The organism is Candidatus Bipolaricaulota bacterium, assembly GCA_021159055.1.
Taxonomy (GTDB): domain Bacteria; phylum Bipolaricaulota; class Bipolaricaulia; order UBA7950; family UBA9294; genus S016-54.
On sequence record JAGGSO010000098.1, the window covers coordinates 1 to 14,259 of the forward strand.

Genomic DNA, 14,259 nt, shown 5'->3' on the forward strand with positions numbered 1-14,259 from the left:
TTCCTTTTCCTGCCCGTTTGATTCGCGTTAAGAACCTGGGCTTGAAGGTGACGAGGATAGCTGGAATGACGGTGAACGCGGAGAGGGCACTGATCACCATTGTCATTGCGATCAAGAGTCCAAAGCTGCTCATTCCCTTGAACGAAGAGAAGATAAGAACACCGAACCCGAGCGCGAGGGCGAGCGCGTTATACGCAATCCCCCGCCCAGTCATTTGAATAGTCGCCTGAAGTGCCTGACCTTCGTCCTTTCCCATACGTACCTCTTGGCGGAAGCGGGAGATAAAGTGGATTCCATAGTCGATCCCAATTCCAATAGCAATTGAGGAAACCATCAACGTAGCCATATTAAGCGGGGTCCCAGAATAGGCCATCACCCCGAAACTGATCACCACGGTGAGGATGAGGGGAATGAGGCTGATCGATCCAGCGACAACCGAACCCATGAGGAGAGTGACGATCAGCCCAGCGGCGAGGATTGATGTCCCCAGGCTCGTGATCTGGCTCTTGGCGATCCGCGAGTAGAGGCTCGATTGGACTTGAGCGGGACCGACCATCTCCGCTCTGATCGCCCCGGTGAAGTGCTCGTCCAGATAGGCCTGAACCTCCTGCACGAGCTGTACCTGCTTGGCGCTCCCTGCCATTGTGTACAGACCCATCACCTCCCCGGCAGAGAAATCACCGAGGGCCATCGACCCAAGGTTCCCTCCTTGAAAGGTGAACAGGAGGAGAAGTTGCGAGACGAGCTTGCGATCCTGCGGGATCACATAGTAGGTGGGATCATCGGCGTGGAACTTCTGGTTCACCTCACGCACCATGTCGGCAAGGGAGGTCGTCTTTCGCACTCCCTTCTCCTTCAAGAACTCCTGCAGGGCAACGATCTTGTTCAGAACCACAGGGTCCTTGAGGCCATCGCGTCTTCCGGTATCGATCTCGACCATCATCTGCTCGCTACCGGAGAAGCGACGGTCCATCACGTCGATCGCTTGCATCACCGGATTCTTCTCGCCAAGGTATTCCACCTGGGAGGTCTCTATCTTCAGAAGAGGGAGCCCAGCAAGGAAAGCAAGAAAGAGCACTACCGAGCCGACGAGGACGATCCGCCTGTGACTGAGGATCACCCGCTCGAAGCCAGAAAGGGTACGCGTTAGGATTCCATCGGTCTTTCCATGGAGTTTTCCCCTCGGCACCCTGAGCACGGCAAGAAGAGCGGGGATCAAGACAAGCGAGAGGATCATCGCCACGAGAACACCCACTGCAGTGAACAGGCCGAACTGCCGCTGCGGAATGAGATACGAATTCAACAACGCGAGAAACCCACCCATGGTAGTAAGCGATGTCATAACGACCGCTCCGCGCATCTCTTTCAGGGTCTTCAGGATCGCTTCTCGCTTCAGCAATCCTTTGGCCATTTCCTCATTGTATCTGTTCAGAATATGAATTCCGTCGGCGATCCCGATTGCCATCAGGATTACCGGAAGGACGAACGAGATGATCGTCACCGGCGCGTTAAAGATCGCCATCAGTCCAAGCGACCACACGACAGAGAAGCTGACTACAAGAAGAGGAAGCACCACCCCCCGCAGAGTCTGGAAACCCAAGTAAAGGACAAGGACGATCATCAGGATGACCAGTGGAAGGAGAATCTTAAGGTCCTTCCCCATCGACTCGGCAAGGACGAGGTTCATGTACGGAAGCCCGATGATGTAGATGCGGTCTGGAGGAGTGTCATACTCCTCGACGATCGTCGCGACCTCTTTGGCTATCTCCACCTCGTCCGCATCCGTCTTCAGCTTGATCGAAATGACAGCCGCCTTCCCATCGGAGGAGACGATGTAGTCCACAACCGTGTTGCTCGCCATAACTCGTTCACGGTAGGTCTCCATCTCCTCTGGGGTCTCGGGGACTGCCTCTCCCACCGCCGCTGGGCCAACTGCGAGTGTTGTTGCCGTCCCTGTGATCACTTGGGCGTTCAACGGGCCGGTCACTTCATCCACTCCGCGGAGCCCCTCGAACGCTTCTTGCATCGCGGAGATCTTTTCAAGGGTCTCTTTATTGAAGATCCCGTTCTCGTTCTCCACTGCGACCAGGAACAACTCTTGCGAACCGTATCGATCCTCGGCCCGTTCCATCGCCGCTACCGTTGGATCGCTCTTGTCGATGTAGTGCGAGAAGTCGGTGTCCACACGCAGGCGGGGGATGAAAGCGAGGAACCCCAACGTGATAAGAAGGATGACGCCGATCGTCAGGTAAGGGTGATCGACGATCCACTCGAAGAACCGTCTCATCGAAGCCAGCCTTGCGGGAAATAGAGGGCGGCGAAGAACCCCGGGAAGAGGTCCTCGCTCACGTCGGTCGCGGTTGCGATCCCATCGAAGACCCGATCGATGAGCCCAGAGAGGGCCAGAAGGTGCGCGTACTCCGGGGATCTCTCTTCGAAGTAAGGGGTCACAAGCCAGATCTGCGCTATGCTACCGTCATCGATACCCTTAGGGATGACGAGGATGATGTCGTAGTGGTCATCGGGAAGTGCTATACCACTTAAGGGATTCTCATAGCTTGACGTAACTTCAACAAGCTCAACGGAAAGATCCACCATCCCTGCCTTGCGAAGGATTCCGGCCAACGCCCCCACCCGCATCGTGGAGGCAAAGGTCTTCGTCTCATCGACAAGGAGCATGCGCGCCTTCAAAGGGGTGTTTAAAGCGCCGGCCGTCTGCCCCTTTGCAACAAGGGGGGAGCAGAACGACGAGAAGCCCGATCACAAGAACTAGACTCTTCTTTCTCATCTTCCATCTCTTTTCTTCAGCCCGTTCCAGATAAAGTCGGTAAGCTCGGTGGGGGCGGTCCTCTCCCACCATCTCCACAGTTTCGGAACCCGTCTTGAGGTCTACCATTGAACTTTATACAGTGACTGGTATATCCCGCAAATGGGGTGTAGCAGGGTGGTTCTTGCAACCTACATTACACCGGATTTCAGTCGGTTTATTACTCTTTCTCCCGCCATGGGCGCTCTTGTTCCTCTCCACGCTTGCGGCTGCGGCGCAGGAACGTCGGGATGTCGAAGTCGTCCCCTCCGAGCCGGCTCTCCTTCTCGAGCTTGGCGAGCATCGTCTCGTTCCCAAGAGATGGTCCCTCTTCCTCCCCGGTGTAGGATACTGAGAACCCGGTTGCAATCACGGTCAGGCGCACCTTCTCCATCCCGTCCCGGATCGCAGTGCCGAATATGATGTCCGCCTTGTCGGAGACCGCCTCGCGGATGAGGGACGCCGCTTCTGTCACCTCTTCCAAGGTCAGGTCGGAGCCGCCGGTGATGTTCATGATCACCTTCCGCGCCCCCTTGATCGAGCCGTCGAGGAGCGGCGAGGAGATGGCGTTCCGCGCCGCTTCCTTGGTCTTTCCCTCTCCTTCTCCCTCGCCGATCCCCATCATCGCTGTCCCGGCGCCGCGCATCACGCTCTCGATGTCGGCAAAGTCGAGGTTGATCATCCCAGGGACAGTGATCAGATCGGAGATTCCCTCCACCCCCTGGCGCAGGATCTCGTCGGCCATCTCGAACGCCTTGGTGATCGGAGTGTCGGCCGGCGCGACCTTGAGGAGCTTGTCGTTGGAGATCGTGATCAGGGCATCGACCGCCTGAGAGAGGCGTGCGATCCCGGCCTCCGCCTTCTCGGCCCGCGCCAGCCCCTCGAACGAGAACGGGCGGGTGACGATCGCGGTGGTGAGGATCCCCGCCTCCTTGGCGAGGGCGGCGATCACCGGAGCGGCACCGGTACCGGTCCCTCCCCCCATCCCTGCGGTGATGAACACCATGTCCACCCCCTCGAGGAGGTCCATGATCTCCTCCCGGCTCTCCTCGGCCGCTGCTTTTCCGATCTCCGGGTTTCCGCCAGCCCCGAGTCCGCTGGTCAGCTTGCGCCCGATCTGCAGGGTGCGGTGGGCACGGACGACCTCGAGTACCTGGGCGTCGGTGTTCACCGCCACGAGCTCCACTCCCTTGACGCTCGTGTCGAACATCCTGTCGACGGCGTTTCCGCCGCCGCCCCCGACGCCGATCACCATCAGCCGCGCCGGCGGGGTGAGGTTCCTCTCCTCTACCATCTTCCTACCCCCGGAAGAAGCGGCTGAACCACGCGAACAGCTTATTGATCAACGAGCCGGAGGAGCGCCGCCGCCGCGTGGTGGAGTAGAGTTGCTTCTTGAAGTCCTTGGTCTCCACCGCGTACCGCAACAGACCGATAGCAGTGGCGTAGATCGGGGACTCGACGATGTCGCGTAGCCCGTGGATCCCCTGCGGGATCTTCCCCCGCCGTACCGGGATCCCGTAGCGCTGAGCAGCGAACTCCACGATCCCGTCGAGGAGCGACGTACCACCGGTGAGGACGAGCCCGGCCGGGACGAGGTCCCGGTAGCCGGCATCCTCCACCTCCTGCATCGCCAGGTCGAGGAGCTCCTCCACCCGCGGCTCGATGATCTTGGCCAGCTTCTTTCTCGATACTGTCTTCTTCTCGTCCCCGCCGATCGTCGCCACCTCGATCTTTTCGTCCTCGGAGACGGAGTCGACCAGCGCGGTCCCGGCTGTCTTCTTGATCAGCTCCGCCTCCTCGATCGGGGTCTGCAACCCGACGGTGATGTCATTGGTGATGTGCTCGCCGGCGATCGGGATCACCTTGGAGAACCAGATGTCACCGCCACGGAACACGGAGATGTCGGTCGTTCCCCCGCCGATGTCCATCAGGACCACCCCGAGCTCCTTCTCCGCCGATGACAGGACGGCGAGAGAAGACGCAATCGGCTCGAGCACGATCTGTTCGATCCCGATCCCGAGCGCCTCCACGCACCGCACCAGGTTGTGCACCGCGGTGATCGACCCGGTGACGATGTGTACGTCGACCTCGAGCCGAGTACCGGTCATCCCGACCGGATCGGTGATCCCGTCCTGACCGTCGACGATGTATTGGCGCGGGATGATGTGAATCATCTCGCTCTCCGGCGGGAGCTGGATCGCCTGCGCCGTCTCCACCACTCGACGGACATCATCTTCCGTGATGATCCGGTCCGGCCGGTTGATGGAGACAGTCCCGCTGTTGTTGATCGAGGTGATGTGCTTTCCCGCGATCCCCACGTAAACCGAGGAGATCTTCACGTCGGCCATATTCTCCGCCTCCTCCACCGCCTTGCGGATGGAGGAGATGGTGCGACCGATGTCGACGACGACACCCTTCTCGAGGCCATGTGACTCGGCTTTTCCCAATCCGATGATCTCGATCGATCCGTCAATCACGTTTCCAACCAGTGCGACAACCTTGGTGGTCCCCACATCCAGGCCGACCACCACTCTCTCTTTTCTCATCGGTTCACCACCTTACGGGGCACAAGTATCGCCTCACCCCCAAATCTCAAATCTATCAAACGATAATCCCCTATGACAAGCGTGGGAAGGAGCGCCGTCAGCTCCTTAATCCGATCCGGAACTTCATCCGCTGACCCGAGCAGGACCTCCGTTCCCGCGGAAGAGCGGAGCACTACTCCCCGTGGATCGCTGAAATCCACCGCGACAAAATCATCCGGACCTATCCCGGCCGCATGCAGGGCCACAAGCGCGGCTAACATTTCCCTTCCCTGCACCCGCCCACCGGGAGCGGCGTCCGTCACCGGAATCCCATCGGAAATTATGTACGGAACAGGGGCTCCCGTCCATTCCGCCGTGATCACCCCATCATCCCCGATCAAGAGGTACGTCCCGGAGTCGGTCCGCAGCGCAGCGATCGGTACTCGCTCGGTGATCGCGATCCGCGCGGTATGGGGATAGCTCCGGGTCACCCGGGCGTCCTTCACCCACGGAAGCTCTTCCAGATTCTTCTCAGCGCGATGGACGGGGAGACGGGCGAGAGGGACCCCGCTTTTCAGCCCGGAGGCGCGCGCGATCTCCTCTCCGGTGATGTGGCGGTTTCCCTTCACCACAATCACCCGCAGATTAAACAGACCTAACCAAGGTGTATACAGGGTGATGATGGCAGCAGCGATAAGAACCCCCCCTATACCAACAGCCCGATAAACGGTCCTTCTTTTTGATCCCCCCTCGTTCACCCGTCAATGACCTCGATCTCCAATTCGAGCAAAATACGAAAACTTTTATACACCTTTTGACGCACAATGTCAATTATTTTGCGGATATCCGCGCTAGTCGCCCCACCTAGATTAACGATGAAGTTGGCATGTTTTTCAGATACCTTGGCCATTCCGACGCGCAGCCCCTTCAATCCGGCGACGTCGATGAGCCGGCCGGCCGCATCCCCTGGTGGGTTGCGGAAGATGCACCCGGCACTGGGGGCGGAGGGCTGGCGGGCCGCGCGCCGGGCGAGCAGGGCGGAGGCATCGTAATCCGCTCCGCCGAGGGAGAAGCGCACGGCAAGGATCGGAGATCGCTCCACCTTGAACCGGCTCTCCCGGTAGGCAAAGCGGCACTCATCCCGCGTAAACCGAACGACCTCGCCGCCCGAATCGATCGCCCATACGGACTCCACCCGCTCCCCGATCTGAGCTCCGGTAATTCCGGCGTTCATCGCCACCGCCCCCCCGATCGTCCCGGGGATCCCAGCGAGGAAATCGAGGGACCTCGTCCCCTGGTGATGGAGAAGGGTGAGAAGCTCGGAAATCCTTGCCCCGGCAGCGGCGGTGACATGTTCCCCGTCGATCGCGATCCCGTCGAGTCGAGCCGTCGAGATCACGACACCAGGGAAGCCCGAGTCGGGGAACAGCACGTTGGAGCCACCACCAAGGACGAAGTGCCGGACCCCCTCCTTCCGGCACAGCCCCACCACCTCCCTCAGGGCAGCGGGGGACTTTGGGAGGGCGAAGACCGCGGCCGGTCCCCCGACCTTGAACGTGGTGTGGCGAGCGAGCGGTTCGAAATAGCGGACTGAGGCGAATTGAGAGATGCGGGCGGCAAGCCCCGCGCTCACGCCGGGCAGAAGCTTCCCTCCTTCAGGAAGCATGACAGCTCCTCCGTCACCGTCCAGATGTCCCCGGCTCCGAAGCTGATGATGAAGTCGTGCGGGGCGATGTAGCGCTTGAGGAAGGAGAGGACCTCCTCTTTGCTGCGGATGAAGTACAGGTCAGCCGCGGTCTCCCGCGCCACCGCCTCCACGATCTCCCGTGCCGACACCCCGGGGATCGGACGCTCGTTCGCCGGATAGATGGAGGTGATGACGACCGTGTCGGCAAGGCGGAACGCTGCTCCGAACTCCGGACCGATGGTCTGGGTGCGGGTGTAGCGGTGCGGTTGGAAGATGGCGACGATCCGGCGCCGCTCCCAGCCGGTGCGGATCGCGTCCAGCGTAGCTGCGATCTCCTCCGGGAGATGAGCGTAGTCATCGACGACCGTCACCCCGTTCTCCTCCAGCAGCTGGAACCGACGCTGGGGAAGGATGAACCCGCGCAGAGCGGCGGCAGCGGTCGGGATCGGGACCCCGGCGAGGTAGGCCGCCCCGATCGCGGCCAGGGCATTGCGCACGTTGTGGTCCCCGGGAGCGGGAAGGTGGACGGTGGCGACCTCCTGTCCGCGGTGAAGGACATCGAACTGCGTGTGGAACCGGTGATGTACGATCCGGACCGCGCGTAACTCGGCCGCGGGATCGAGCCCGACGGTCAGTCCGGCGGGAACGGCGGCGGCGATGGCGCGCACGTTCGGATCATCGATCACCAGCACGGCCCTCTCCGACTGGTGAATGTAGCGGGCGAAGCTCTCCTTGATCGCGGCGAAGGTCCGATAGGTGTTCAAGTGGTCGCGGCCGATGTTGTTCAGCACCCCGATCGTCGGCCTCAGGGAGAGGAACAACCCGTCGCTCTCGTCCACTTCAGTCACGAAGTAATCCCCTTTCCCGAGGTGGGAGTTCCCGCCGAGGCCGGGGCAGTACGCCCCTACGAGGTAGCTCGGGTCCATCCCGACAGCACGCAGGATGGTGGCGATCATCGCCGTAGTCGTGGTCTTCCCGTGCGTCCCGGTCACCCCGACGCTCCGGTAACCGGACAAGAGACGGCTGAGGGCGTGGAGACGGTGCACGACCGGGATCCTCCTCTCCCGTGCCGCCCGCAGCTCCACGTTCTCCTCCCCGATCGCCGAGGAGACGACCACCCTGTCTATCTCGGCTCCGTCCAAGTGACGAGCGTCGTGCCCCACGTAGATCCGTGCTCCGGCCCGGGCGAGGCGGCGGGTGGCGTCGTTCTCCCGCAGGTCGGAGCCGGAGATCCGCGCCCCGCCGGCGAGCATCACCGCGGCAAGCCCGCTCATCCCCGCTCCACCGATCCCGATGAAGTGGTAATTCTTCCCCGATTCGATCACGTCTGCGCCTCCCCTCGCGCCAGGCTCTCAATCTCCCCCAGGATCAGGCGGACGGCGGACCGCTGTCCGACCTGCGCTGCGTTCCGGCCGATCCGGTTCAACCGTACCTCGTCCCGGACCATCGCTTCGATGACCGGGGCAAGGCCCTCCTCCAACAACTCGTCTTCCTCCGCCACGGCGCATGCGCCCGCCGCCGCGAGGTAACGCGCGTTCCGGCGCTGATGGTCCTCCGCCGCCCCGGGCCAGGGGACGAGGAGGGCGGGCTTCCCGCAGGAGGTGATCTCGGCAAGGGTGGTGGCGCCGGCACGAGAGACGATCAGATCAGCAAGGGCGAATGCCTCCCCCATCCGGTCGATGTACCGGCGCACGATCACGTTTTTTACCCCCTCATCCGCGAACGCTTTGCGGATTGCATTTTCGTCCTCGGCATCTCCGGTGACAAGTAGGACCTGAAGCTCGCCGTCGGCGGCGATGGCATCGATCTTCTGGAGCAGCGCACGCACCAAAGTGCTCGATCCGCGCGACCCGCCGAAGACGAGGACCGTCTTCTTCCCGGGAACGAGCCCGAACCGGCGATAAGCGGCCTCCGAACGCTTGGAAAGGAGGAACTCCTCCCGGATCGGGTTCCCGGTGACCACAACCCGCCGGGCGTGGGGGAAGTCCTCCCGCGTCCGGGGGTAGGAGACGAGGACCTTGTCCACAAACCGGGAGAGGATCCTGTTCGTCAGCCCGGCGACCAGGTTCTGCTCGTGGATCACCGTGCGGATCGGGATGACCCTTCCGAGGAGGCTCCCGAGGAACAGGGGGGCGAACGATGCGTATCCCCCCATCCCGATCACGAGCTGCGGTCGGAACCGAAGGAACACCAATGCCGTCTCGATGAACGCAACGAAGAGGAGAAAAACGGCGTAGATCCCCTTGCCCACGCTCTCGCGCGAAATCCCGCGGGCGTGAATCGGAAAGAACCTGATCCAGGGGTAGGAAGGGAGGATCCGCGCCTCGATCCCCCTCCGCGTCCCCACGTACCCGAGCTCGATCGCAGGGTCGTCCTTCTTGAGCGCTTCCATCACGGCAAGGGCCGGATAGAAGTGCCCACCTGTCCCACCCCCGGCGACCAGCACGCGCATCAGCTCTCACCCCCTTGGCGGGATACGTTCAGCAGCACCCCGACCATTCCCAGGGTGACGAGGAGGGAGGAACCACCGTTGCTCACGAACGGGAGCGTCAACCCCGTGACCGGAAGGATCGCGAGCGCCACCCCGAGGTTGAGGATCGCTTGAAGCGAGATCGTAAACCCGATCCCGAGCGCGAGGAGCCGTCCGAGTCGGTCCGGAGCCCGCCCGGCGATCACGAACGCCCGCCAGGCAAACGCGACGAACAGCCCGATGAGGACGAGCGCCCCGATCAACCCCAGCTCTTCGGCGAGAACGGAGAAGATAAAATCGTTGTGCGCCTGGGGGAGGTAGAACAGCTTGGCCTGGGACGCCCCCAGGCCGCGGCCGAAGATCCCCCCTGCCCCGATCGCGGTCAGCGATTGGATGATCTGATACCCGGACGAGCTCGCGTAGGCGTGTGGGTCGATGAACGCGATGATCCGGGATAGACGGTAGGGGGCGATCAGGATCGCTAAATAGACGAATGGAACGCCGGAAACGGCGGTGAACAGGAGGTGCCGCACCTGCGCCCCGCCGAAGAAGAGCATCGCTGCCGTGAGGGAAGCAAGAACGAGGATCATCCCCAAGTCGGGCTGGTTGATCACCACTGCGGCGATCACCGCGAGGACGATCACGAACGGAAGGACCCCCTCGGTATACGATTTGATCCTCTCCCCCTTCCTGACGATCGTCGCCGCCAGGTAGACGATGAGGGCGAACTTGAGGAACTCGGTCGGTTGAAGGGCGAACGGTCCGAGGTCGAGCCAGCGGCCATCCCCCACCCGCGGGAACAGGGTGAGGAGGGTGAGGAGGAAACCACCGACGAGGAGGATGTCGTCCAACTGAGCGAGGCGGTGATAGTCGAACCGCGACAGGCCCCACATCAGCAACCCCCCGGCTCCAGCAGCGATCAACTGCTTGACGAACAGGTGGACGTCGTTCCCGTAATGGCGCAGAGAGAAGGGAGCGCTTGCGCTGTACACCATCACCAGGCCGTACAACAGGAGGAGGGAAGTGACGATTATTGTGTTTAGATCAGCGTGCCGCTCCACCCGCATCTCCTGACGTTCTGCCTCCATCCGTCAATTCGGCCCTTCTCCCGACGCGCTTCATAAATACCCCCTCTGTCCCATTACAGAAAGGAAGCGTGTCGGAGGGTGAGAGAAATTTCGTGCGGTGCTGATGGGACAGATGTCCGAGGAGAGGCGGACGCAGCTCCTAATCGGTCATGCGCGCGCGGAAGAATGGATGAGCGCGAATCATTGAGCTGAACGCCATTCCCCTCTCCTCATAGTTTTTAAACAGGTCATAGCTCGAGCAAGCAGGGGAGAAGAGGAGGACGTCGCCCGGGGAAGTGTGATCCAGGGCACATTCCACCGCGCCCTCAAGGTCGGGGAACTCCCCGGCCGGGACGATCCCAGCGGCGTGCAACCGCTCTTCGAGGTACGGCGCAGCCTCTCCGTACAGGACCACCTGCTTCACCCTGCGCCCCGCGATCTCCCGTGCGAGTTCCTCGTACCCTGCCCCCTTGTGGCGTCCGCCGAGGATGAGGACAACCGGGCGGTCGAACCCGCGCAGGGCGGCGATCGTCGCGGCGGCGTTGGTCGACTTGGAGTCGTTGATCACAAGCGCGCCACCGACCTCTCCCTCGACCCTCATCCGATAGGGGAGGGAGAACGCGGGGACGAGCCCCTCCAGGTCGAGGTCAAGCGGGTCAAACTCGACGATCCCCCGCGCCGCAGCGACCGCGGCCTTGAGGTTGAGCCGGTTGTGGAACAGGAGGCGTTCGAATCCAGGAAGTGGGGAGAGGTCAAGTCTGTCGTAGAAGACCACCGCCGGTTCGATCTCCCTGACCGCAGCGGCGAGTTCCGTGGGGGCGACGGCGAGGTCGTCCCGGGTCTGGTTGCGGAACAGACGGAGCTTCGCTGCGGTGTAGGCCGCCATGGTCCGGTGGCGGTCGAGGTGGTCGGGGGCGATGTTGAGGAGGACCCCGACACGGGGATGGAACGCGGACGATTGCTCGAGTTGGAAGCTGCTCACCTCGAGCACGAGTACGTCGTAATCGCCTCCGACGAGGGAGATCGCCGGGATCCCGATATTCCCGCCGCTCACCGCGGTGCGCCCCTGGGCGCGCAGGATCGCCTCGATGAGCCGCACCGTCGTGCTCTTCCCGTTCGTCCCGGTGACTCCGATGATCGGGACACGGGGGAGGAACATCCCCGCAAGGTCGAGCTCCGACAGGATCGGGATCCCACGACTACGGGCGTTTCCGAGGATCGGGGCGCGCGGGTCGACCCCCGGGCTGAGGACGATGAGATCCACGCCGCTGACGGCACGGAGGGTGTGCCCCCCGTCCTCGTACGAAACGGAATGGGAAGACAGGAATCCCTTCGCTTCGTCGGAGATGGAGCCTGCGTCGGTTACGAACGGCTCGATCCCCTTCCGGAGGAGAAACTCGACCACCGCGCGGCCAGTCCGGCCGAACCCGAACACCGCAACACGCGATGCCTCGACCTCACCGATCCTCACGCAGCGCCTCTTCGATCCGGTCCTCGAGGATCTGATCCGGGGAGAGGGAATCGAGCTGGAGGCTCATCGCCGCGACGTCGTAGATCGCCTGCCGGGGGGCCATCCCCACAAGCTCGCTCCGGGTGACGTTCACCCCGTAGCGGGCCGCCTCCCGTTGTACGAGCTCGAACACGCGTAGGATCGGGGTCTTGCGGAAGTTGGTGAGGTTCATCGATACCTGGACGATCCCCTTGTCCTCAAGTGGAAACCCGAGCGCTTTGACGTATCGCAGCCCCCCACTTGAGCCGCGCACCGCACGGGCGATCCTCTTGGCAATAGAGAGATCAGAAGTAGAGAGCTCGATGTTGTACGCGATCAAAAACTCCCGCGCTCCGACCGCTGTCGCTCCCCCGCTCGGATGGGGTCGGGCCGGGCCGAAGTCAGGAGCCCATTCCGGAAGGAGCATCTTCTCCGCGAGCCCCTCGAACTCCCCCTTCCTGATCGCGGCCAGGTCGCGGCGGGCAGGGGAGCGCGCCGATTCCTCGTACAGGTAGATCGGAAGATCGTATTCGGCGGCGAGCCTCGCCCCGACACGGCGGGAGATCTCCACGCAGTCCTCCATCGTCACCCCGCGCACCGGGACAAACGGAACGACGTCGACTGCGCCCATGCGCGGGTGGGCGCCGGTGTGCCTTCGCAGGTCGATCAGCGCGAGTGCCCTCCCAGTCAGGCCGACGATCCCGTCCTCGATCCCGTCCGGAGTCCCGACGATGGTGATCACCGCCCGGTTGTGGTCCGGATCGAGCGAATAGTCGATCACCCTTCGTCCCGGGCCGGCGGCGGCAGCGACGATCTCCTCCACCACATCGCGACGCCGCCCCTCGGAGATATTGGGGACGGATTCAACGATCTTATTCCACATCTTCCCCTTCCCCCGCCAAGACGAGGGAGACGACCGCCTCTGCCGCCGCCTCCCCATCGACCGTCGCCCGCACCTCGGCCCGCACCAGGTTGGCCCGGCGCCGGAGCAGCCGCGCTTCGAGACGGAGCTGGTCGCCCGGAACCACCTTCCGCCGGAACCGGGCCCGGTCGACCCCGACGAGGTAGCCCTCGACCCCGGCGGAACCGGAGAGGAGGAACGCGGCGGTCTGGGCCATCGCTTCCAGGATCAGCGTTCCGGGCATCACCGCGGGCAGCGGCTCGGGGAAGTGCCCTTGGAAGACAGGCTCACCGATGGTGACGTTCTTGATCGCCACCACCCGCTCCTCCCCGAGCTCCGTTACCCGATCGACCAACAGGTACGGATAGCGGAGCGGGATGCGCCTTCGTATCTCCTCAATCGTGAGGGACATCTCCTACTGCTTCAGGTAAGAGGCAAGCTCGTGCTTCACTTGGTCGGTGATGTCGGTGAGCTTCGCCGTGTTGCGGTAGATGATGACGTTCTTCGCCCGCAGGACGAGGTCGTACCCGTTCTCCACCGCCACCTTGTTCGCCGCCTCCACGATCTTGGAGGTCGCTGCTTTGGTCAGGAGCTGGTCGAGTTGGGTGAACGCGTTCTTCACCTCGGTGTAGCGGCTCTGGAACTCCTGCGGGTCGACCACCCCGGTCTGCACTGTCTGCACGAGCTTGTTCATCTCGTCGATCAACGGCTGCGCCTCGTCCTTCAACCGCTCGAGGTCGGATCGGATGTCGGAGAAGCCAGGGGCGGAGATCAGCTTGTTCAACGTCCCGATGTCGATGTTCAACTGCGCCTGCAAAAGCTCAACCTGAAGCTGGTTGTACTTCGCCTGGTAGTCCTCCTTGGAGATCTTGCTCGCGAGGAAGTCCTGCTGGAGCCTGACGATCTCCGCTTGTTTGTCGAGCGCCTTCTGGCGCAGGTCCTTCACCGCGTCGGTGAACACAGTGAACGCATCTTCGGCGTTGATGTACGCGATCTTGAGCGGACTTGCCGCCTGCACCTTGCTTGCCAGGTCGTTCACCTGCGCCTTGAGGGCGGAGAAATCCTCCGTGCTCACCCCGCCTTCACCGGTGGGAAGGACGAACGGAATGACGATCGCCACCACGGCGACGATCAACGCGATCACTGCTATCACTGTACCTGCCTTGGACATATCTTCCTCCTTTTAAAACGTGCTCGAGATTATAGGAGCATTATCGCCGGTTGTCACCTTCAAAACATCGGGGAGAAGCCGAAATCGAAGTGGGGGACGAGACTCATCCCGCTTCCCAACGGCCACGCCACGTCCAGGCGGAC

At 62.4% G+C, this 14,259-nt stretch carries 13 protein-coding genes; all 13 read right to left on the reverse strand.

The genetic code is table 11. The features are described from left to right. A partial coding sequence (locus tag J7J55_05075; protein MCD6142071.1) for an RND family transporter occupies nt 1-2,287 on the reverse strand: 2,287 nt, incomplete at its 3' end. Further along, nucleotides 2,284-2,679 carry a hypothetical protein gene (locus tag J7J55_05080; protein ID MCD6142072.1) on the reverse strand — a complete coding sequence of 132 codons (396 nt, stop codon included), beginning with the start codon at nt 2,677-2,679 and terminating at the stop codon, nt 2,284-2,286. The genes J7J55_05080 and J7J55_05075, both read right to left, overlap by 4 nt. A gap of 308 nt (nt 2,680-2,987) precedes the next feature. Continuing rightward, nucleotides 2,988-4,100 (reverse strand): cell division protein FtsZ, encoded by a 1,113-nt coding sequence (gene ftsZ / locus J7J55_05085; protein MCD6142073.1) that lies wholly within the window; start codon nt 4,098-4,100, stop codon nt 2,988-2,990. 4 nt (nt 4,101-4,104) lie between these two features. Beyond that, a complete protein-coding gene (ftsA, locus tag J7J55_05090) occupies nt 4,105-5,352 on the reverse strand; it encodes a cell division protein FtsA (GenBank protein ID MCD6142074.1) in 1,248 nt (415 codons plus the stop codon). Continuing rightward, nucleotides 5,349-5,960 (reverse strand): FtsQ-type POTRA domain-containing protein, encoded by a 612-nt coding sequence (locus J7J55_05095; protein MCD6142075.1) that lies wholly within the window; start codon nt 5,958-5,960, stop codon nt 5,349-5,351. The genes ftsA and J7J55_05095 overlap by 4 nt, the downstream gene beginning before the upstream one ends. Nucleotides 5,961-6,085: 125 nt before the next feature. Continuing rightward, on the reverse strand, nt 6,086-6,997 hold the full coding sequence (murB, locus tag J7J55_05100; protein ID MCD6142076.1) for a UDP-N-acetylmuramate dehydrogenase: 912 nt from the start codon (nt 6,995-6,997) through the stop codon (nt 6,086-6,088). Then, nucleotides 6,961-8,343, reverse strand: a complete 1,383-nt coding sequence (locus J7J55_05105; GenBank protein MCD6142077.1) for a UDP-N-acetylmuramate--L-alanine ligase — start codon at nt 8,341-8,343, stop codon at nt 6,961-6,963. Before J7J55_05105 ends, murB begins: the two co-directional genes overlap by 37 nt. Then, a complete protein-coding gene (gene murG / locus J7J55_05110) occupies nt 8,340-9,470 on the reverse strand; it encodes an undecaprenyldiphospho-muramoylpentapeptide beta-N-acetylglucosaminyltransferase (protein MCD6142078.1) in 1,131 nt (376 codons plus the stop codon). The genes J7J55_05105 and murG overlap by 4 nt, the downstream gene beginning before the upstream one ends. Beyond that, nucleotides 9,470-10,576: a putative lipid II flippase FtsW gene (gene ftsW, locus J7J55_05115; protein MCD6142079.1), complete on the reverse strand. Its 1,107-nt coding sequence runs from the start codon at nt 10,574-10,576 to the stop codon at nt 9,470-9,472. The genes murG and ftsW overlap by 1 nt, the downstream gene beginning before the upstream one ends. A gap of 139 nt (nt 10,577-10,715) precedes the next feature. Further along, the gene (murD, locus tag J7J55_05120) at nt 10,716-12,026 is read right to left on the reverse strand and encodes a UDP-N-acetylmuramoyl-L-alanine--D-glutamate ligase (protein MCD6142080.1); all 1,311 of its coding nucleotides are present in this window, start codon (nt 12,024-12,026) and stop codon (nt 10,716-10,718) included. Next, nucleotides 12,013-12,927, reverse strand: coding sequence for a glutamate formimidoyltransferase (ftcD, locus tag J7J55_05125; protein MCD6142081.1), 915 nt, complete (start codon nt 12,925-12,927; stop codon nt 12,013-12,015). The genes murD and ftcD overlap by 14 nt, the downstream gene beginning before the upstream one ends. Then, entirely contained in the window at nt 12,917-13,357 is a 441-nt protein-coding gene (fabZ, locus tag J7J55_05130; protein MCD6142082.1) for a 3-hydroxyacyl-ACP dehydratase FabZ, read from the reverse strand. Before fabZ ends, ftcD begins: the two co-directional genes overlap by 11 nt. Before the next feature lie 3 nt (nt 13,358-13,360). Next, nucleotides 13,361-14,116, reverse strand: coding sequence for an OmpH family outer membrane protein (locus J7J55_05135; GenBank protein ID MCD6142083.1), 756 nt, complete (start codon nt 14,114-14,116; stop codon nt 13,361-13,363). Nucleotides 14,117-14,259: the final 143 nt, after the last annotated feature.